Raw genomic sequence first — 18,356 nt, 5'->3', positions numbered from 1 at the left:
GACCCTTCCTGGATCAGCCGATGGCGTCGAACAGCGCCGCGAGATCGGTCGCGGGGTCCGTCAGCGTGAGCGTGAGCACAGGTCGACCGTGGTCGGCGAGCACGCTCGAGTCGCCCGACGCCTGTGCGGCGATGAGCTGGCCGAAGGTGAACGGCCGATCGGGGATCTCGAGGTCCTCGGTGACGGCCTGCGTGATCTGCAGGAACACGCCGACCGCGGGGCCGCCCTTGTGGAACTGGCCGGTCGAGTGCAGGAACCGGGGTCCCCATCCGAAGGTGACCGGTCGGCCGGCCTTCGCGGCGAGTCGGCTCCGGAGCTGCTCGAGCTCGGGGTGCGCGACGCGGTCGACGTAGGCCTGGACCGAGAGGTAGCCGTCGGCCGGCAGCTCCTCGAGGAGCACCTCGATGGCGGACGCGAGGTCGCTCGACGCACCGATGACCTCGGGGGTGCCGCGGACCTCGATGCCGGCCTCGACGAACGCGGCGGGCGTCGGCTCGGGACGCGCGTCGAGGAGGCCTCGTGCCGCGATCTTCGCGGACTCGACGTCGGGCTGGTCGAACGGGTTGATGCCGAGCAGTCGACCGGCGACCGCGGTGGCGTACTCCCAGACGAGGAGCTGCGCGCCGAGCGTGCCGGAGACCCGGATCTCGTCGGTGCCGTCGGCCACGAGGATCTGGTCGCCGGCCTCGTCGACGAGCCGCACGACCTGCACGTCGGCGAGGCCGGCGGCGAGTTCGGGGGCATCCGCGTCGAGGACGACCGGGAGGATGCCGGTGCCCTCCTTGCCGGTGGACTCGGCGATGAGCTGCTCCGCCCAGTCGGCGAAGCCGACGATGTGCGTGCCGTCGGCCACGATCGCGAGCTTGTCGCGGCGCGGGCTCGTGGCGGCGATCGCCGCACCGAGCACGAGGCCCGGGTTGTCTTCCGTGTCGATCGCGAGCGACAGCTCGATGGTCTCGGCCTCGTCGAGGATCTCGGAGATGTCGACGCCGGCGAGGCCGGACGGCACGAGGCCGAACGCGGTCAGCGCCGAATAGCGGCCGCCGACGTTCGGATCCGCGTTGAACACGCGGTAGCCGGCGGCACGCGCGGACTCGTCGAGCGGCGAACCGGGGTCGGTCACGATGACGATGCGCGAGACCGGGTCGATGCCGGCGTCGCGGAACGCCTGCTCGTAGACGCGGCGCTGGCTGTCGGTCTCGACGGTCGAGCCGGACTTCGACGACACGACGAGCGCGGTCTCGGCCAGCCGATCGGCGAGCGCGGCGCGGACCTGTCCGGGCTCGGTGGAATCGAGCACGGTCAGGGCGACGCGGGCGGTCCTGGTGATGACCTCGGGAGCGAGCGACGAGCCGCCCATGCCGGCCAGCGCGATGTGCGTGACGCCCGCCGCGTGCAGCTCGGTGCGGAGCGCCTCGATCTCGGCCACGAGGGGCCGGGAGATCGCGACGGCCTCGGTCCAGCCGAGTCGCTTCGTCGACTCCTCCTCGGCGGCGGGGCCCCAGAGGGCACCGTCCTGCGCGGTGATGCCGCTGGCGACGAGGTCGGCCACGAGTGCGGGAACGGCGGCCCGGACGGCGTCGGCTGCTGCGCCGCTGACCGCGATGCGGAAGCTCATCGTGCGGAGTCCAGTGCGCCGCGGACCGTGTCGAGCAGTTCGTGCCACGAGACGATGAACTTCTCGACGCCCTCGCGCTCGAGGAGCGCGGTGACGTCGTCGTAGTCGACGCCGACCGCGGCCAGCGCGTCGAGCACGGCACCGGCCTCGGCGTAGGCGACGGTGACGGTGTCACCGGCGATGACGCCGTGGTCGAACGTCGCCTCGAGCGTCTTCTCGGGCATGGTGTTGACGACGCCCTGGGCGACGAGCTCGGTCACGTAGAGCGTGTCGGGGAGCGCGGGGTCCTTGACGCCGGTCGACGCCCAGAGCGGGCGCTGGCGGTTCGCGCCGGCCTCGAGGAGCGCGGTGGCACGCTCGCCGCCGAAGACCTGCTCGAAGAGCTCATAGGCGAGCTGGGCGTTGGCGATGCCGGCCTTGCTCTTGAGGGCGAGCGCCTCGTCGGTGCCGATCGCCGTCAGCCTCTTGTCGATCTCGGTGTCGACGCGCGACACGAAGAAGGAGGCGACCGAGTGGATGGTGCCGAGGTCGATGCCTGCGGCCTTGGCCTGCTCGAGGCCGGTGAGGTACGCGTCGATGACGGCGCGGTAGCGGTCGAGGCTGAAGATCAGGGTGACGTTCACGCTGATACCGGCGCCGATCGCGGCGGTGATGGCGGCCAGTCCCTCGACGGTCGCGGGGATCTTGATCATCGCGTTCGGGCGGTCGACCTTGGCCCACAGCGCCTTGGCCTGCTCGATCGTGCCCTCGGTGTCGTGCGCGAGGTCGGGCGCGACCTCGATCGAGACGCGGCCGTCGTAGCCGTTGCTCGCGTCGTACACCGGGCGGAAGATGTCGGATGCCGCGCGCACGTCGTCGGTCGTGATCTCGAAGACGGCCGTGTCGACGTCGGCTCCGGCCGCGGCGAGGGCCGAGACCTGGTCCGCGTACGCCGCGCCGTTCGTGAGCGCCCCGGCGAAGATCGTGGGGTTCGTCGTGACGCCGACGACGTCGCGATCGGCGATCAGCTTCTCGAGTCCGCCCGAGGCGATGCGCTCGCGCGACAGGTCGTCGAGCCAGATGCTGACGCCGGCTGCGGAGAGGACGGCGGTGGGGGTGGTGGTGGTGCTCATGGTTCTCAGATCTCCTTCGTGTTCGCGTCAGGCCGACGCGAGCGATTCCTTGGCGGCGGCGACGACGGCTTCGGTCGTGATGCCGAACTCGCGGAAGAGCGTCTTGTAGTCGGCGGATGCGCCGAAGTGCTCGATGGACACGCTGCGGCCGCGGTCGCCGACGTAGCGGCCCCAGCTGAGTGCGACGCCCGCCTCGACCGAGACGCGAGCCGTGACGGCGGCGGGGAGGACGGACTCGCGGTACGCGGCGTCCTGCTCCTCGAACCACTCGAGGCTGGGAGCGGACACGACGCGCGCCTGCACGCCCTCGGCGGCGAGTTGCTCGCGCGCGGCGACCGCGAGCTGCACCTCGGAACCCGTGGCGATGAGGATCACGTCGGGCGTGCCGGACGGGGCATCCGCCAGCACGTAGGCGCCCTTGGCGACGCCGGCGGCGGAGGCGAACTCGTCACCGGATGCCGCACCGGCGCCACGTGCGAAGACCGGGATGTTCTGACGCGTGAGCGCGATGCCGACGGGGGCGTCGCGCCGGGTCAGGATCTCGAGCCAGGCGGCCGCGGTCTCGTTGGCGTCGGCCGGGCGGACCACCGTGAAGCCGGGGATCGCGCGGAGCGTGGCGAGCTGTTCGATGGGCTGGTGGGTCGGGCCGTCCTCGCCGAGCGCGACGGAGTCGTGCGTCCAGACGAAGATCGAGGGCACCTTCATGAGCGCGGCGAGGCGCACGGCGGGGCGCATGTAGTCGCTGAAGATGAGGAACGTGCCGCCGAACGGTCGCGTCTTGCCGTGCAGGGCGATGCCGTTGACGATCGCGCCCATGGCGTGCTCGCGGATGCCGAAGTGCAGCACGCGGCCGTAGGGGTTGCCCGAGAACTCGTGGGTCGACCACTCGGACGGGATGAACGACGCGGCGCCGTTGATCGTGGTCAGGTTCGATTCGGCGAGGTCGGCCGAACCGCCCCAGAACTCGGGGAGCTGCGCGGCCAGCGCGTTGATGACCTTGCCGCTCGCGGCACGGGTCGAGACCTCGGTGCCGCCCTCGAATGCGGGAAGCGCGGACTCCAGGCCCTCGGGCAGCTCGCCTGCCTCGAGGCGGTCGAGCAGCTGCTTGCGCTCGGGGTTCGCCTCGGCCCAGGCGTCGAACGACGTCTGCCATTCGGCCTTGGCCGCCGCACCGCGTGCGTGCGCGCCGCGGGTGTGCTCGATGACGTCCTCGGCGACGACGAAGCTCTGCTCGGGGTCGAAGCCGAGCACCTCCTTCGTGGCGGCGAGCTCGGCTGCGCCCAGCGCGGAGCCGTGGATCTTGCCCGAGTTCTGCTTGCCGGGGGAGGGCCAGCCGATGATCGTCTTCAGGATGATGATCGACGGCTTCGAGGTCTCGCCCTTGGCGGCCTCGATCGCGGCGTGCAGCTCGGCGACGTCCTCGACGTACTCGCCGGTCTTCTTCCAGTCGACGGTCTGCACGTGCCATCCGTAGGCCGCGTAGCGGTCGGCGACGCTCTCGGTGAAGGCGATGTTGGTGTCGTCCTCGATCGAGATCTGGTTGGAGTCGTAGATCACGACGAGGTTGCCGAGCTGCTGGTGGCCGGCGAGCGAGGAGGCCTCGCTGGTCACGCCCTCCTGCAGGTCGCCGTCACCGGCGACCACGTAGACGAAGTGGTCGAACGGGCTCGTGCCCGCCGCGGCATCCGGGTCGAAGAGGCCGCGCTCGAAGCGGGAGGCGTACGCGAAGCCGACGGCGGATGCGAGGCCCTGGCCGAGCGGCCCGGTCGTGATCTCCACGCCGTCGGTGTGGCCGTACTCGGGGTGTCCGGGGGTCTTCGAGCCCCAGGTGCGCAGCGACTTGAGGTCGTCGAGCTCGAGGCCGTCGCCGGCGAGGTAGAGCTGCACGTACTGCGTGAGCGAGCTGTGGCCCGCCGACAGGATGAAGCGGTCGCGGCCGAGCCACTGGTGGTCGGCCGGGTCGCGGCGCATGACCTTCTGGAAGAGCAGGTACGCCGCGGGGGCGAGGCTCATCGCGGTGCCGGGGTGGCCATTGCCGACCTTCTCGACGGCGTCGGCCGCGAGGATCCGAGCGGTGTCGACGGCGCGGTCGTCGATGGGCTCCCAGTTCAGGTGAGTCACGAGTGGGGTGTTCCTTCCGGGTGAGGGCGGCCGTGACGATGTCGGACGGCCTTGGAAATCACTGCGGCGACGTTGCCTTCGGCGTGCGCGAACGGATCACCTTCAAGTGTGGATCGCGAACAACGCGGGGAGGCCCGCATGCTCAAAGTATATGGAAAGGCTCAGTTTCACGGGCGTGACGACGAGTTCACGGCGGCGGCGACGGGGTGTGAGGTGCCGGATCCCCGCGCTCGGGCGGCGGGCGCCGTGCCCATGGCGATGACGTTGCATGACGTAGAATCGCAGACGGGCCGCGTTCTCTTCGGCGCGCCCACGCGGAAGAGGAGCGATGCAGGCAGCAGTTGAGACGCGGCAAGCCGGTCCGGAGTCGACCCTGAAGCGCAAGCTCGCGGCGTATCTGGCGCTGACGAAGCCGCGGGTGATCGAGCTGCTGCTCGTCGTCACCGCGCCGACGATGATCCTCGCGCAGAACGGCCTCCCGAGCCTGTGGTTGCTGATCGCGACCCTGATCGGCGGCGCGATGAGCGCCGGCTCGGCGGGCGCGTTCAACTGCTACATCGACCGCGACATCGATCGCCTCATGAAGCGCACCCAGGGTCGTCCCCTCGTGACGGGCGAGCTGACCGATCGCGAGGCACTCGTGTTCGCGTACGGCCTCGGCGTCGCGTCGATCGTCTGGCTCGGCGTGTTCACGAACTGGCTCGCCGCCGCGCTCTCGCTCGGCGCGATCCTGCTCTATGTGGTGTTCTACAGCCTGATCCTCAAGCGCCGCACGGCGCAGAACATCGTCTGGGGCGGCGTCGCGGGCTGCATGCCCGTGCTCATCGGCTGGGCGGCCGTCACGGGCGACCTCAGCTGGCCCCCGGTCATCCTGTTCCTCATCATCTTCCTCTGGACGCCGCCGCACTACTGGCCGCTCTCGATGAAGTACAAGGACGACTACGCCGCCGCCGGCGTCCCGATGCTCGCCGTCGTGCGCGGCCGTGCCCAGGTCGGACTCCAGGTCATCCTCTACGCGTGGGCGACCGTCGCGTGCTCGCTGCTGCTCATCCCGATCGCCGACATGGGCCTGCTCTACTCGACCGTCGCGCTCGTCACGGGCGTCTGGTTCATCTACGAGACGCACCGGCTCTACAACCTGGCGATCCGCCACGTGAACGTCTCGCCGATGCGGGTGTTCCACGGCTCGATCGCGTACCTCTCGCTGCTGTTCATCGCGATCGGCGTCGACCCGCTGCTTCCCTTCTAGTCGCGCTCTCGGCAGCGCTGGTGCGGCAGCAGGGCGGGCGCCTCGTCGTGCCGCCGGCGGGGCCGTCGATCAGCCGACGACCTCGTCCGCGTCGTGGGCCGCGTAGAACGCCGACTGCCGCCGCATGATCTCGGCCATGCCGGCCGAGCGGTCGACACCGTAGACGGTACCCGGGAAGTCGAGCGCCTTCTGGACGGCCCAGATCTCGTCGTGCCGATCGGGGCTGAACAGCTGCGCGGGCGTTCCGACCGCGATCCAGCCGATCGGCACGACCGCGCCCGGCCCCAGCGTGGTGTTCACTTGGACGACGCCGTTCACGCGCACCTCGGCACCCGCGCCGACGACGGCGCCGGGGAACACGGCCGCGCCCGTGGCGATGAACGCGCCGTCGCCGATCGTGGCGCCGTTGACGTGCGCGTGCGGCCCGATCATGACGCCGTCGCCGATGAGCGCCGGATGCCCCGCGCGGCCGCGCACCAGGGCGTGCTCGAGGATGACCGTGCCCGCGCCGACGCGGATCTCGCCGTCTTCGGCGGTGATCACCGCGCCGTGCAGGATGCGGGCACCGGCCTCGACGCGCACGTCGCCCGAGATCACGGCTCCGGGTGCGACCGTCGCATCGGGGGAGATGCGCGGCTCGCGGCCCCGGTGCCGGACCAGCATCAGCGGACGGATGCCCCGACGGGCGACGCCTCGGGTGCGGCATCCGCCGCCACCGGGCGCTTGAGGTGCAGGATGACGACGGTCATCGCCGCGGCCGTGAGGGCGGCGAGCACCATGTGCACGCCGACGGCGAGCGGCGGGAGGCCGTTGCGGGCCTGGTAGAGACCGACCGCGATCTGCACGAGCTCGACCGCGAGCAGCAGCGCCGTCCATCGGAGGGTGGGCAGCCGCAGTCGCCACGCGGCGATGAGGAGCACGAGCGTGAGCGCGAAGACGGCGTACCCCGGCCACGCGTGGACGTGCTCGAGCAGTTGGGCGTCGAAGCCGTTGCGACCGGCGGCCGCGTCGCCGGAGTGCGGTCCGGCGCCCGTCGTGAGCACGCCGAAGACGATCGATACGGCGAGCACACCGGTCGTGGCGTGGGCCAGGGCGGCGTACCAGGCGGGCACGGCGCGCTCTCGCGGCCCCGGCGCGGTGTCCATGCGCACGAGGAAGGCCGCCATGACGCAGACGAGCAGCAGCGAGGACACGTAGTGGAACCCGACGATGAACGGGTTCAGGCCGGTCCAGACGGTCACGCCGCCGACGATCGCCTGCGCGACGATGCCGGCGCCGACGATGAACGACAGCGTGAAGAGGTCGCGCCGCTCGGCGCGGATGCGCCAGACGAGGATGAACAGGATCAGCGCGACGATGCCGACCACGCCCGTCATGAGGCGGTTGCCGAACTCGATCAGCGAGTGATAGCTCAACTCCTCGGTCGGGACCAGCGAGCCGGGAGTGCAGGTCGGCCAGGTGGGGCATCCGAGGCCCGATCCCGTGAGCCGCACGGCGCCGCCGGTGGCGATGATCGTCGTCTGGGCGACGAACGAGAGCCATGCGAAGAAGCGGATGCGGCGATCGACGTGCTGGGGGAGCCACGCGGTGAAGCGGTTCACGCTGGGAGGTCCTGCTCCGGGTCTGCTGTGCTGGCGCTGGGAGTACGGACCAGGCGGCGGCGCGACCCTATAGACTTGGTGGGTTGGAGATTCCGCGAGGCGCGCGAGAACGCGCGATGCGGGTACCCACATATCTTAGGTTCGCATTGACGCCACCCGCACATCATCACCATCTCCACGAGCGCCTCGACTCACGGGAGGCGATGGGCCGGCCTGATAGCCGGTTGCACGGGAGGAGAAGAGGGAGAGCATGACGGACGTACTGATCGACCGGCCGGAACTCGAAGGACTCGGAACGTACGAGTTCGGATGGGCCGACTCCGACGCCGCGGGGGCCTCCGCCCGACGCGGAATCTCGCCGGAGGTCGTCGCCGACATCTCCGCGTTGAAGTCGGAGCCCGAATGGATGCTGCAGCGACGCCAGCGCGCACTGCAGCTCTTCGAACGCAAGCCGATGCCCACGTGGGGTGCGGATCTCTCCGAGATCGACTTCGACAACATCAAGTACTTCGTGCGCTCGACCGAGCAGCAGGCCCAGACCTGGGAGGACCTGCCCGACGACATCAAGAACACGTACGAGAAGCTCGGCATCCCCGAGGCCGAGCGCCAGCGCCTCGTCGCCGGCGTCGCCGCGCAGTACGAGTCCGAGGTGGTCTACCACCAGATCAACGAAGAGCTCGAGCGCCAGGGCGTCATCTTCATGGACACCGACACCGCGCTGAAGGAGCACCCCGAGTTCTTCGAGGAGTACTTCGGCACCGTGATCCCGGCGGGCGACAACAAGTTCGCCGCGCTGAACACGGCCGTGTGGTCCGGCGGCTCGTTCGTCTACGTCCCGCCGGGAGTGCACGTCGAGATCCCGCTGCAGGCCTACTTCCGCATCAACACCGAGAACATGGGCCAGTTCGAGCGCACGCTGATCATCGCCGATGAGGACAGCTACGTGCACTACATCGAGGGCTGCACGGCCCCGATCTACAAGTCCGACTCGCTGCACTCGGCGGTCGTCGAGATCATCGTGAAGAAGAACGCCCGCGTTCGCTACACGACGATCCAGAACTGGTCGAACAACGTCTACAACCTCGTCACCAAGCGGGCCACCGCGGCCGAGGGCGCCACCATGGAGTGGGTCGACGGCAACATCGGCTCGAAGGTCACGATGAAGTACCCGTCGATCTTCCTCATGGGCGAGCACGCCAAGGGCGAGACGCTCTCGGTCGCCTTCGCGGGCCCCGGCCAGCACCAGGACGCCGGCGCGAAGATGATCCACATGGCGCCGTACACGCAGTCGTCGATCGTCTCGAAGTCGATCGCCCGTGGCGGGGGCCGAGCCGGCTACCGCGGCGAGGTCCGCATCGACGCGAACGCGCACCACTCGGCGAACAGCGTCGTCTGCGACGCCCTGCTCGTCGACACGATCTCGCGGTCCGACACCTACCCGGCCATCGACATCCGCGTCGACGACGTGAAGCTCGGCCACGAGGCGACGGTGTCGAAGGTGAGCGAGGAGCAGCTCTTCTACCTCATGAGCCGTGGCATCGACGAGACCGAGGCCATGTCGATGATCGTGCGCGGCTTCATCGAGCCGATCGCCCGCGAGCTGCCCATGGAATACGCGATGGAACTCAACAAGCTCATCGAAATGGGCATGGAAGGATCGGTGGGCTAGCAGTGACCGCCCAGATGACCAGCACAGCCATGCCCACGGCAGGGCAGCACGGACTCGTCGCGCACTCCGACGGCGCCTTCGTGCCCGTGCAGACGCGCTCCGAGCGGTTCCGCTCGGTGCACGTCGAGGACTTCGCTCCCGTCAACGGCCGCGAGCACGAGTGGAAGCTCTCCCCGGTCGCCGCGTTCGCCGACCTCACCGGCGGCGAGCTCGACGGGTCGCGCCTTCCGATCGAGACGACGGATGTCGCGGGCGTCGCGTACTCGTACATCCCCCGCGACGATGCGCGCATCGGTGCGGCGGGCACTCCCGAGGACCGCGCGAGCGCGAACGCCTGGTCGACGTTCGGCGAGGCGCTCCTCGTCTCCTTCACCGGCGAAGACGAGAAGGTCGCGTTCGTGACCCGCACCGCGCTCGGCGACGCACCGCGCGCCGCGCACACCGTCATCGAGTCGGCGCCGAACAGCCGCGGCTTCGTGGTCCTCGCCGGCACCGGCAGCGCCCGTCTCAGCGAGAACGTCGAGATCATCGTCGGCGACGGGGCCTCGCTCACCGTCGTCTCGCTGCAGGAGTGGGGCGACGAGGCGGTCCACCTCTCGAGCCAGTTCGCTCGTCTCGGCCGCGACTCGTTCCTCAAGCACATCGTGGTCTCGCTCGGTGGCAAGGTCGTCCGGGTGAACCCGTCGACCCACCTCGCCGACCAGGGCGCCGACATCGAGTCGCTCGGCCTCTACTTCGCCGACGCCGGCCAGCACCTCGAGCAGCAGGTCTTCGTGCACCACGACGCGCCGCACACGAAGAGCCGCGTGACGTACAAGGGCGCGCTGCAGGGCGCGGGCGCACGCACGGTCTGGATCGGCGACGTGCTCATCGGCAACGCCGCGGTCGGCACCGACAGCTACGAGCAGAACCGCAACCTCGTGCTCACCGAGGGCACTCGCGCCGACTCCGTGCCGAACCTCGAGATCGAGACCGGCGACATCGAGGGCGCCGGGCACGCGAGTGCCACGGGCCGCTTCGACGATGAGCAGCTGTTCTACCTCATGGCACGCGGCATCCGCGAAGACGAGGCGCGTCGCCTCGTCGTGCGCGGCTTCCTCACCGACATCGTGCAGAAGATCGGCTCGGCCGACCTCGAAGCCCGCCTCACGGCGGCGATCGAGGCAGAGCTGGAAGGGCGCTGACGTGGCATCCGTTCGTGTCTGCTCCGTCGCCGACCTCGCCGAGAACGAGGCGTCGCGTTTCGTGCTCGAGGGCGTGCCGATCGCCGTCGTCAAGGACTCCGCCGGTCAGGTCTTCGCCATCGGCGACACCTGCACCCACGGTGACATCTCCCTCGCCGAGGGCTTCGTCGAGGACGACACGCTCGAGTGCTGGGCGCACGGGTCGAAGTTCTCGCTGAAGACCGGCAAGCCGCTCACGCTCCCCGCCTACGAACCCGTGCCCGTCTACCAGGTGGAGATCACCGACGGCGACGTGCACATCGACCCCGCGGTCACCCTGGCCGTCTGAACCAGTTTCCGGCCCGCGCGGCCGACAATCGAAAGAGAACCCCCATCACCATGTCCGTGCTCGAGATCAAGAACCTGCACGTCAACGTCGAGACCGACCAGGGAACCCGCGAGATCCTCCGCGGCGTCGACCTGGTCATCAACGAGGGCGAGATCCACGCCATCATGGGCCCCAACGGCTCCGGCAAGTCGACCCTCGCCTACACGATCGCCGGCCACCCGAAGTACACCGTCGTCGAGGGCGAGATCCTCCTCGACGGCGAGAACGTGCTCGAGATGAGCGTCGACGAGCGTGCGCGCGTCGGCATCTTCCTGGCCATGCAGTACCCCGTCGAGATCCCCGGGGTCACCGTCACCAACTTCCTCCGCACCGCGAAGACCGCGATCGACGGCGAGGCGCCGTCGGTGCGCACGTGGGTCAAGGACGTGCGCGAGTCGATGAAGAACCTCAAGATGGACAAGGCCTTCGCCGAGCGCAACGTCAACGAGGGCTTCTCGGGCGGCGAGAAGAAGCGCAACGAGATCCTGCAGCTCGAGCTGCTGAAGCCGAAGTTCGCGGTGCTCGACGAGACCGACTCGGGCCTCGACGTCGACGCGCTGAAGATCGTGTCCGAGGGCGTCAACCGCGCCAAGGCGAACACCGGCCTCGGTGTCCTGCTCATCACGCACTACACGCGCATCCTCCGGTACATCAAGCCCGACTTCGTGCACGTGTTCGTCGCGGGCCGCATCGCCGAGCAGGGCGGCCCCGAGCTCGCCGACCGTCTCGAAGAGGAGGGCTACGACCGCTACCAGGTCGCCGAGTCGGCGGCCGAGTAGGCGCGAGTAGAATCCGATCATGGCCACCTCACTCGCTCCTGAGCGCTACGACGAGGTCGAAGAGGCGCTGAAAGACGTCGTCGACCCCGAGCTCGGCGTCAACGTCGTCGACCTCGGACTCATCTACGACCTCGGATGGGATGACGAGAACAACGCGCTCATCATCCACATGACGCTCACGAGCGCCGGATGCCCGCTCACCGACGTGCTCGAGGAGCAGACCGCCGAGGCGCTCGACGGCGTCGTGGAGGCGTTCCGCATCAACTGGGTGTGGATGCCGCCGTGGGGTCCCGAGCGCATCACCGACGATGGTCGCGACATGATGCGCGCGCTCGGCTTCGCGATCTGAGCCGGCGCACCACGATCAGTCCGGATGCCCCGTGCAGCACGTCTGCACGGGGCATCCGTCGTCTCGGCTCCGGTCGAGCTCAGGTCAGGCCACGACGCGCGAGCAGCGCATCGATCGACGGCTCGCGCCCGAGGAACGCGCGGATCGAGATGCCCGGATCCCGCGAGCCCCCCGGCGCGAGCACCTCGCGCCGGAATCGGTCGCCGTTCGCGCGGGTCGCACCATCGTGCTCCTCGAACCAGGCCATCATGTCGGCGCCCGGCACCTCGCTCCAGATGTACGAGTAGTAGCCGGCGTCGTAGCCGCCCGCGAACACGTGGGCGAAGTACGAGCTGCCATAGCGCGGCGGGACGAGCGGATGCGCGAGACCGGCGGACTCGAGGGCCCGCGCTTCGAACGCCGCGACGTCGCCGACCTCGTCACCGGCGCCGAGGCGATGCCAGGCGAGGTCGAGGGCGGCCGCCGCGAGGTACTCCGCCGTGGAGAAGCCGGTCTCGGTCCCGGTCGAGGCGAGCAGTCGTTCGGCGAGCGGCTGCGGCATCCGTTCGCCGGTCTCGTGGTGCACCGCGAAGTTCGCGAGGACCTCGGGGCGGATGAGCCAGAGCTCGTTCACCTGGCTGGGCAGCTCGACGAAGTCGCGGAAGACCCGGGTGCCGGCCTGCGACGGGAACCGCACGCGCGCGAGCAGCCCGTGCAGCGCGTGCCCGAACTCGTGGAACAGGGTCTCGGCCTCGTCGAAGGTGAGCAGGGTCGGCTCGCCCGCCCCGGGCTTCGGGATGTTGAGGTTGTTGACGACGATGGGCAGGTCGCCCGTGAGGTCGGACTGCTCGACGAGCGAACTCATCCACGCTCCGCCGCGCTTGGAGTCCCGCGTGTACGGATCGAGCAGGTAGAGGCCGACCGGCGTTCCGTCGTCCTCGAACACCTCGTGCACGCGCGTGTCGGGGTGGTAGCCGACGAGGTCCGGCCGGGCAGTGAATCGGAGCCCGTAGAGCAGGTGGGCCGCGTGGAAGACGCCGTCCACGAGCACGCGGTCGAACTCGAGGTAGGGCCGCACCTCGGCCGCATCGAACGATTCGGCCGCACGCTCGCGTGCGCTGAGGCGCGGCCAGTCGGCGGCCGTCGGCGTCCGTTCACCGGATGCCTCCGCGACGGCGACGAGACGCTCGTGCTCGCGGCGCACGTTGCGCATGGCCGGGCCGCTCAACTCCTCGAGGAGTGCGGCCACGGCGTCGGGGGAGCCGGCGGTCTGGCCAGCCGTCACGGCGGCCGCATGGTTCGCGAACCCGAGGAGGGCCGCGCGCTCGGCGCGGAGCCGCACGATCTCGAGCAGCGTCTCACGCGTGTCGTGCGACCCGCCGCGGGAGCCACGGGACCGTGACGCCTCGAGGAGGGCGTCGCGCATGCCAGCAGAGGTGAGGTCCGTGAGTGCCGGCTGCATGCTGGGCAGCACCAGGGTCAGCAGCCAGCCGTCGAGGCCACGGGCGGAGGCCGCCTCGCGTGCGGCCGAGCGCGCGCCGTCGTCGAGGCCGGCGAGGTCGACTGCGTCGGTCAGGTGCAGGGCGAGGTCGTTCGTGTCGGCCAGCAGGAGCTGCTGGAACGCGGTCGTCAGCGTCGAGAGGCGCTCGTTGAGCGCGGAAAGCTCGGCACGGGCCGCGTCGTCGAGCCCGGCGCCGGCCAGCTGGGCGCGATGATGCGCCCGCTCGATCAGGTACACGGCGTCGGGCTCGAGGCCGAGCGCGTGGCGCCGCACGAACAGGTCGTGCACGCGCGCGAACAGGCGCTGGTCGAGCACGATCGCATCGGCGTGGGCCGTCAGTCGGGGAGCGAACGCCGTGTCGATCTCGTCGAGCTCCGGACTCGCATCGGCCGAACTCGCGTTCTCGAACACCGCGAGCACCTGGTCGAGCAGGGCGCCCGAGCGCTCCAACGCGAGCATCGTGTTCTCGAACGTCGGCTCCGCGGCATCCGATGCGATGGCCTCGACCGCCTCCCGTTGGCGGCGCATGCCGACCTCGAGCGCTTCGGGGTAGTGCTCCGCCCTGATCAGGGCGAACAACGGCAAGCCGTAGGGGAGCGGGCTGGGTTCGAGGAGCGGATTCGTCACGTCGGCCATCCGCCGACCCTATCGGCATAGGCTCGGGGCATGAGCGAGCACGCACCGGAAGCCGCGCCCGACCGCGACGTCTACACCCACGGCCACCATCCGAGCGTCCTGAGTTCGCACCTGTGGCGCACGGTCTCGAACTCCGCCGCCTACCTCGAGCCCAGCCTCACGGCCGGCCTCGACATCCTCGACGTGGGCAGCGGTCCCGGCACCATCTCGATCGACCTCGCGCGGCGCGTCCGCCCGGGCCGGGTCATCGGCATCGACGCCTCACCCGAGATCGTGGCCGAGGCGAACGGCCTCGCGCGCAGCTCCGGCGTCGCCAACGCGGAGTTCCGAGTCGGCGACGCGTACGCCCTCGACTTCCCCGATGCCTCGTTCGACGTCGTGCACGCGCACCAGGTGCTGCAGCACCTGCGGCGACCGGTCGACGCCCTGCGCGAGTTCCGGCGCGTCCTGAAGCCCGGCGGCGTGCTCGCCGTGCGGGACGTCGACTACGGCGGGGTCGTCACGGCACCCGAGAGACCCGAGCTCACGCGCTGGCTCTCGCTCTACCGCGACGTCCACCGCTGGAACGGCGGCGAACCCGATGCCGGCCGGCACCTGAAGGCGTGGGTCAGGGCCGCCGGGTTCGGCGAGGTCGAGGCGCTCGGGTCCGTGTGGGTGTTCGCGTCGGACGCCGAGCGTGAGTGGTGGGGCACCTCATGGGCCCAACGTGCGCTCGAGTCGCAGTTCGCGGCGCACGCCATCGAATCGGGTCACGCCGACCCCGGCGAACTCCAGCGCATCTCGGAGGGCTGGCTCGCATGGGTGCGCGACGCCGACGGCTGGATGCTCATGCCGCACGGCGAGATCATCGCGCGGCCCTGAGCGCATCCCTCAGCGGAGCCTGCGCCGAGCGGGCTCACCAGTCGTCGTCGTGGTCCTCACCGCTCGACGGCGTCGTCGTGCCCTCGAGGGTCACGCGCGTGCCGTCGTCGAGCTCGGCGATCGGCCGACCCTCGAGCCAGGTGAGGGTCCAGTGCCCGGCTCCGCCCGGACGCCCGGCCTCGAGCTCGGCCAGCCGCTCGGCCAGCTCCGCGGGCACGGATGCCGGGGGCCGGCCGCCGAACGCCCAGCGGGTGCCGAGCTGCATCAGGCGCCCATCTCGTAGGTCACCCAGCTCGTGCGGGTGGCGAGCTCGTCGTAGAGACGCTGCGCGGATTCGTTGTCGGCGGCCGTGATCCAGGAGACCCCGCCCGAGCCGACCTCGCTCGCCCGCTCGTGCACGAACCGGATCAGCGCCGTGCCCACGCCGGCGCCGCGAACGGACTCGTCGACGTAGAGGTCGTCGAGGTGCATGCCGCGCGTGGCCGACAGGCTGTCGGGCACGACCCGGTAGTGGGCGAGCCCGACGGGCGTGCCCTCCTCGTCGACCGCGAGCGCGGCCTGCAGCGGGTCGTGCTCGTCGCTGATCCAGTTCCAGACGATGAGCGCCTTGGCGTCGTCGAGCTCGGTCTCGTAGAAGCGGCAGTACGCCTCGAACAGTGGCAGCCAGCCGAAGAAGTCGTCTTCGTTCGCTCGTCGGATCTCGTGTGTCATGGGCTCCCCTAAGCCTCGGGTGTTTCCAGTTCGATGTCTCGGACCTCGAAGTCGTCGCCCTCGACGAATTCGAGCTCGGCGATGCGCCCCACCGCACGCAGGTCGGATGCCACGGCCGTGAGCAGCGCGATCGTGGCGGCGGGCGCGGCGATGACCGCACGGGTCACCGGCGTCTTCTGCGAGGCCTTGGCCGCCGTCTTCGCCCGGCGGATGCCGGTCAGTGCGAGGCTCGCGAGTTCGAGCAGCTCGGGCCCGGCCTCGCCGCGTGCGGCGAGCTCGTCGAGCGCGGGCCACGCGGCGTGGTGCACCGAGTCGGCGTTCGACCAGCTCCAGACCTCTTCGGTCGCGAACGGGATGACCGGCGCGAACAGGCGCAGCAGGACGCTGAGCGCGGTCTTCAGTGCGGCGACGGCGGAGGCCTGCTCGACGCTCGGCTCGCCGTAGGCGCGCTCCTTGACCAGCTCGAGGTAGTCGTCGCAGAAGGTCCAGAAGAACGTCTCGGACAGTTCGAGCGCCCGGGCGTGGTCGTAGGACTCGAGCGACTTGGTCGCCTTCGTGACGACCTCGGCCAGTTCGGCGAGCATGCTGCGGTCGACGGCGACCGAGACCGCGGCGTCCGCACTGCCCTCGAAGCCGAGAATGAACTTCGCCGCGTTCAGCACCTTGATGGCGAGGCGGCGGCCGATCTTGACCTGCGTCGGGTTCTGCGGGTCGAACGAGGCGTCGGTGCCGAGGCGCGACGAGGCGGCCCAGTACCGCACGGCGTCGGAGCCGTGCTGCTCGAGCAGGCCGGCGGGCGTGACGACGTTGCCCTTGGACTTGGACATCTTCTTGCGGTCGGGGTCGACGATGAAGCCGGAGATGGCCGCGTCGCTCCAGGGTGCCGTGCCGTGCTCGAGCTCGGCACGGAGCGTGGACGAGAAGAGCCACGTGCGGATGATGTCCTGGCCCTGCGGGCGGAGCGAGTACGGGAAGACGAGGTCGAAGAGTTCGGGGTCGCGCTCCCAGCCGCCCGCGAGCTGCGGCGTCAGGGAGGAGGTCGCCCACGTGTCCATGACGTCGTGCTCGCCGATGAAGCCGCCCGGAGCACCGCGCTGCGCCTCGTCGTATCCGGGGGCCGGCGCCGACGAGGGATCGACGGGCAGGATGTCGCGGGTCGCGACGATGGGCTCGTCGAACTTCGGGTCGCCTGCCTCGTCGAGCGGGTACCAGACGGGGATCGGCACGCCGAAGAACCGCTGGCGGGAGACGAGCCAGTCGCCCGAGAGGCCGCCGACCCAGTTCTCGTAGCGCACGCGCATGAAGTCGGGGTGCCAGTCGATGGCGCGGCCGTGCTCGAGCAGGCGCTCCTTGAGCCCGGCGTCGCGGGCGCCGTTGCTGATGTACCACTGGCGGGTCGAGACGATCTCGAGGGGGCGGTCGCCCTTCTCGAAGAACTTCACCGGATGCGTGATCGCCTTGGGGTCGGCGAGCAGGTCGCCGGAGGCGCGAAGCAGGTCGACGACGGCCTGCTTGGCCGAGAAGGTGGTCTTGCCCGCGATCTCGGCGAAGGCGGCGCGGCCGGCCTCGCTCGTGATGGCCTCGGGCGCCTCGGCGATGATGCGGCCGTCGAAGCCGATGATCGCGCGGTTCGGGAGGTCGAGCTCGCGCCACCACACGACGTCGGTCACGTCGCCGAAGGTGCAGATCATGGCGATGCCGGTGCCCTTGTCCTTCTGGGCGAGGTGGTGTGCGAGCACGGGCACGTCGACGCCGAAGACCGGGCTCGTGACCGTGGTGCCGAAGAGCGGCTGGTAGCGCTCGTCGTCGGGGTGGGCGACGAGGGCGACGCACGCGGCGATGAGCTCGGGGCGGCTCGTCTCGATCTCGATCGTGCCGCCGTCGGGGCGGTGGAAGGACACGCGGTGGTAGTGGCCGGGCTGCTCTCGGTCCTCGAGTTCGGCCTGCGCGACCGCCGTGCGGAACGTGACGTCCCAGAGGGTGGGCGCGAGCGCCTGGTACGCCTCGCCGCGCTCGACGTTGCGCACGAAGGCGAGCTGCGAGGTGAAGATCGCCTCGTCGGCGATGGTGCGGTAGCTCTGCTTCCAGTCGACCGAGAGGCCGAGCGTGCGCCACAGGGCCTCGAACTGCTTCTCGTCCTCGACGGTGAGGCGCTCGCACAGCTCGATGAAGTTGCGGCGGCTGATGGGCTTCTGGTCGGCGGCCTTGGTCGACTTGCCGTCGCCGCCCTCGAACGGCGGCACGAAGCCGGCCTCGTAGGGGAGGGTCGGGTCGCAGCGCACGCCGTAGTAGTTCTGCACGCGGCGCTCGGTGGGCAGGCCGTTGTCGTCCCAGCCCATCGGGTAGAACACGTGGCGCCCGCGCATGCGCTGGAAGCGCGCCATCACGTCGGTGTGCGTGTAGGAGAAGACGTGACCGATGTGCAGCGAACCGGAGGCGGTCGGCGGCGGGGTGTCGATCGAGAAGATCGTCTCGCGCGTGGCCGTCTCGCGCGGGAAGGTGTAGACGCCGTCACGCTCCCAGGCTTCGGACCAGACCGTCTCGAGCCCTTCGAGGGCGGGCTTGTCGGGGATGCGCGACGTGTCGGTCATGATGCTCCGGTTCGATATCGGCGGCACC

16 protein-coding genes are annotated in these 18,356 nt (G+C 70.1%); 7 read left to right on the top strand and 9 right to left on the bottom strand.

From position 1 onward, the window contains the following. Positions 1–13: 13 nt before the first annotated feature. From ACR3IO_RS18185 to tkt, 3 genes are read right to left on the bottom strand one after another with little or no spacing between them, the layout of a single operon-like run. Positions 14–1,618 carry a glucose-6-phosphate isomerase gene (locus ACR3IO_RS18185; protein WP_434072638.1) on the bottom strand — a complete coding sequence of 535 codons (1,605 nt, stop codon included), beginning with the start codon at positions 1,616–1,618 and terminating at the stop codon, positions 14–16. Further along, entirely contained in the window at positions 1,615–2,730 is a 1,116-nt protein-coding gene (tal, locus tag ACR3IO_RS18180) for a transaldolase (protein ID WP_434072637.1), read from the bottom strand. Before tal ends, ACR3IO_RS18185 begins: the two co-directional genes overlap by 4 nt. A gap of 27 nt (positions 2,731–2,757) precedes the next feature. Further along, entirely contained in the window at positions 2,758–4,851 is a 2,094-nt protein-coding gene (gene tkt / locus ACR3IO_RS18175; protein WP_434072636.1) for a transketolase, read from the bottom strand. Positions 4,852–5,179: 328 nt separating this feature from the next. Between tkt and ACR3IO_RS18170 the strand changes: the two genes are divergently transcribed. After that, the gene (locus ACR3IO_RS18170; RefSeq protein WP_434072635.1) at positions 5,180–6,100 is read left to right on the top strand and encodes a heme o synthase; all 921 of its coding nucleotides are present in this window, start codon (positions 5,180–5,182) and stop codon (positions 6,098–6,100) included. 69 nt (positions 6,101–6,169) lie between these two features. Here ACR3IO_RS18170 and ACR3IO_RS18165 read toward each other — a convergent pair whose 3' ends face one another. Beyond that, entirely contained in the window at positions 6,170–6,763 is a 594-nt protein-coding gene (locus tag ACR3IO_RS18165; RefSeq protein ID WP_434072634.1) for a gamma carbonic anhydrase family protein, read from the bottom strand. Continuing rightward, positions 6,763–7,701, bottom strand: a complete 939-nt coding sequence (locus ACR3IO_RS18160) for a COX15/CtaA family protein (RefSeq protein WP_434072633.1) — start codon at positions 7,699–7,701, stop codon at positions 6,763–6,765. The genes ACR3IO_RS18165 and ACR3IO_RS18160 overlap by 1 nt, the downstream gene beginning before the upstream one ends. A gap of 250 nt (positions 7,702–7,951) precedes the next feature. Between ACR3IO_RS18160 and sufB the strand changes: the two genes are divergently transcribed. Genes sufB through ACR3IO_RS18135 form a run of 5 tightly spaced genes read left to right on the top strand, consistent with a single transcriptional unit; the run spans position 7,952 to position 12,049 of the window. Beyond that, complete coding sequence (gene sufB, locus ACR3IO_RS18155) at positions 7,952–9,370, top strand: Fe-S cluster assembly protein SufB (RefSeq protein WP_434072632.1); 1,419 nt, start codon at positions 7,952–7,954, stop codon at positions 9,368–9,370. Between the two features lie 14 nt (positions 9,371–9,384). Further along, positions 9,385–10,554 (top strand): Fe-S cluster assembly protein SufD, encoded by a 1,170-nt coding sequence (sufD, locus tag ACR3IO_RS18150; RefSeq protein ID WP_434072631.1) that lies wholly within the window; start codon positions 9,385–9,387, stop codon positions 10,552–10,554. A 1-nt stretch (position 10,555) separates the two neighbouring features. After that, complete coding sequence (locus ACR3IO_RS18145; protein WP_434072630.1) at positions 10,556–10,882, top strand: non-heme iron oxygenase ferredoxin subunit; 327 nt, start codon at positions 10,556–10,558, stop codon at positions 10,880–10,882. 50 nt (positions 10,883–10,932) lie between these two features. Next, positions 10,933–11,700: a Fe-S cluster assembly ATPase SufC gene (sufC, locus tag ACR3IO_RS18140; RefSeq protein WP_354244205.1), complete on the top strand. Its 768-nt coding sequence runs from the start codon at positions 10,933–10,935 to the stop codon at positions 11,698–11,700. A 19-nt stretch (positions 11,701–11,719) separates the two neighbouring features. Then, complete coding sequence (locus ACR3IO_RS18135; RefSeq protein ID WP_055857683.1) at positions 11,720–12,049, top strand: metal-sulfur cluster assembly factor; 330 nt, start codon at positions 11,720–11,722, stop codon at positions 12,047–12,049. 79 nt (positions 12,050–12,128) lie between these two features. On the opposite strand, the gene ACR3IO_RS18130 is transcribed toward ACR3IO_RS18135, so the two are convergent. Next, positions 12,129–14,165, bottom strand: coding sequence for a M3 family metallopeptidase (locus ACR3IO_RS18130; RefSeq protein WP_434072629.1), 2,037 nt, complete (start codon positions 14,163–14,165; stop codon positions 12,129–12,131). Between the two features lie 30 nt (positions 14,166–14,195). Here ACR3IO_RS18130 and ACR3IO_RS18125 point away from each other — a divergent pair, with 30 nt between their 5' ends. Further along, the gene (locus ACR3IO_RS18125; RefSeq protein ID WP_434072628.1) at positions 14,196–15,026 is read left to right on the top strand and encodes a class I SAM-dependent methyltransferase; all 831 of its coding nucleotides are present in this window, start codon (positions 14,196–14,198) and stop codon (positions 15,024–15,026) included. A 34-nt stretch (positions 15,027–15,060) separates the two neighbouring features. Here ACR3IO_RS18125 and ACR3IO_RS18120 read toward each other — a convergent pair whose 3' ends face one another. Genes ACR3IO_RS18120 through valS form a run of 3 tightly spaced genes read right to left on the bottom strand, consistent with a single transcriptional unit; the run spans position 15,061 to position 18,328 of the window. After that, positions 15,061–15,291, bottom strand: coding sequence for a hypothetical protein (locus tag ACR3IO_RS18120; protein WP_434072627.1), 231 nt, complete (start codon positions 15,289–15,291; stop codon positions 15,061–15,063). Further along, positions 15,291–15,737, bottom strand: coding sequence for an N-acetyltransferase family protein (locus ACR3IO_RS18115; protein WP_434072626.1), 447 nt, complete (start codon positions 15,735–15,737; stop codon positions 15,291–15,293). Before ACR3IO_RS18115 ends, ACR3IO_RS18120 begins: the two co-directional genes overlap by 1 nt. A gap of 8 nt (positions 15,738–15,745) precedes the next feature. Continuing rightward, positions 15,746–18,328 carry a valine--tRNA ligase gene (valS, locus tag ACR3IO_RS18110; RefSeq protein ID WP_434072625.1) on the bottom strand — a complete coding sequence of 861 codons (2,583 nt, stop codon included), beginning with the start codon at positions 18,326–18,328 and terminating at the stop codon, positions 15,746–15,748. Positions 18,329–18,356 lie beyond the last annotated feature (28 nt).

The sequence above is a fragment of the Agromyces sp. Marseille-Q5079 genome (assembly GCF_051016555.1).
In the GTDB taxonomy this organism is placed as follows: Bacteria; Actinomycetota; Actinomycetes; order Actinomycetales; family Microbacteriaceae; genus Agromyces.
Note: the sequence above shows the minus strand (reverse complement) of the source record. Positions and strands in the feature narration are given on the sequence as shown.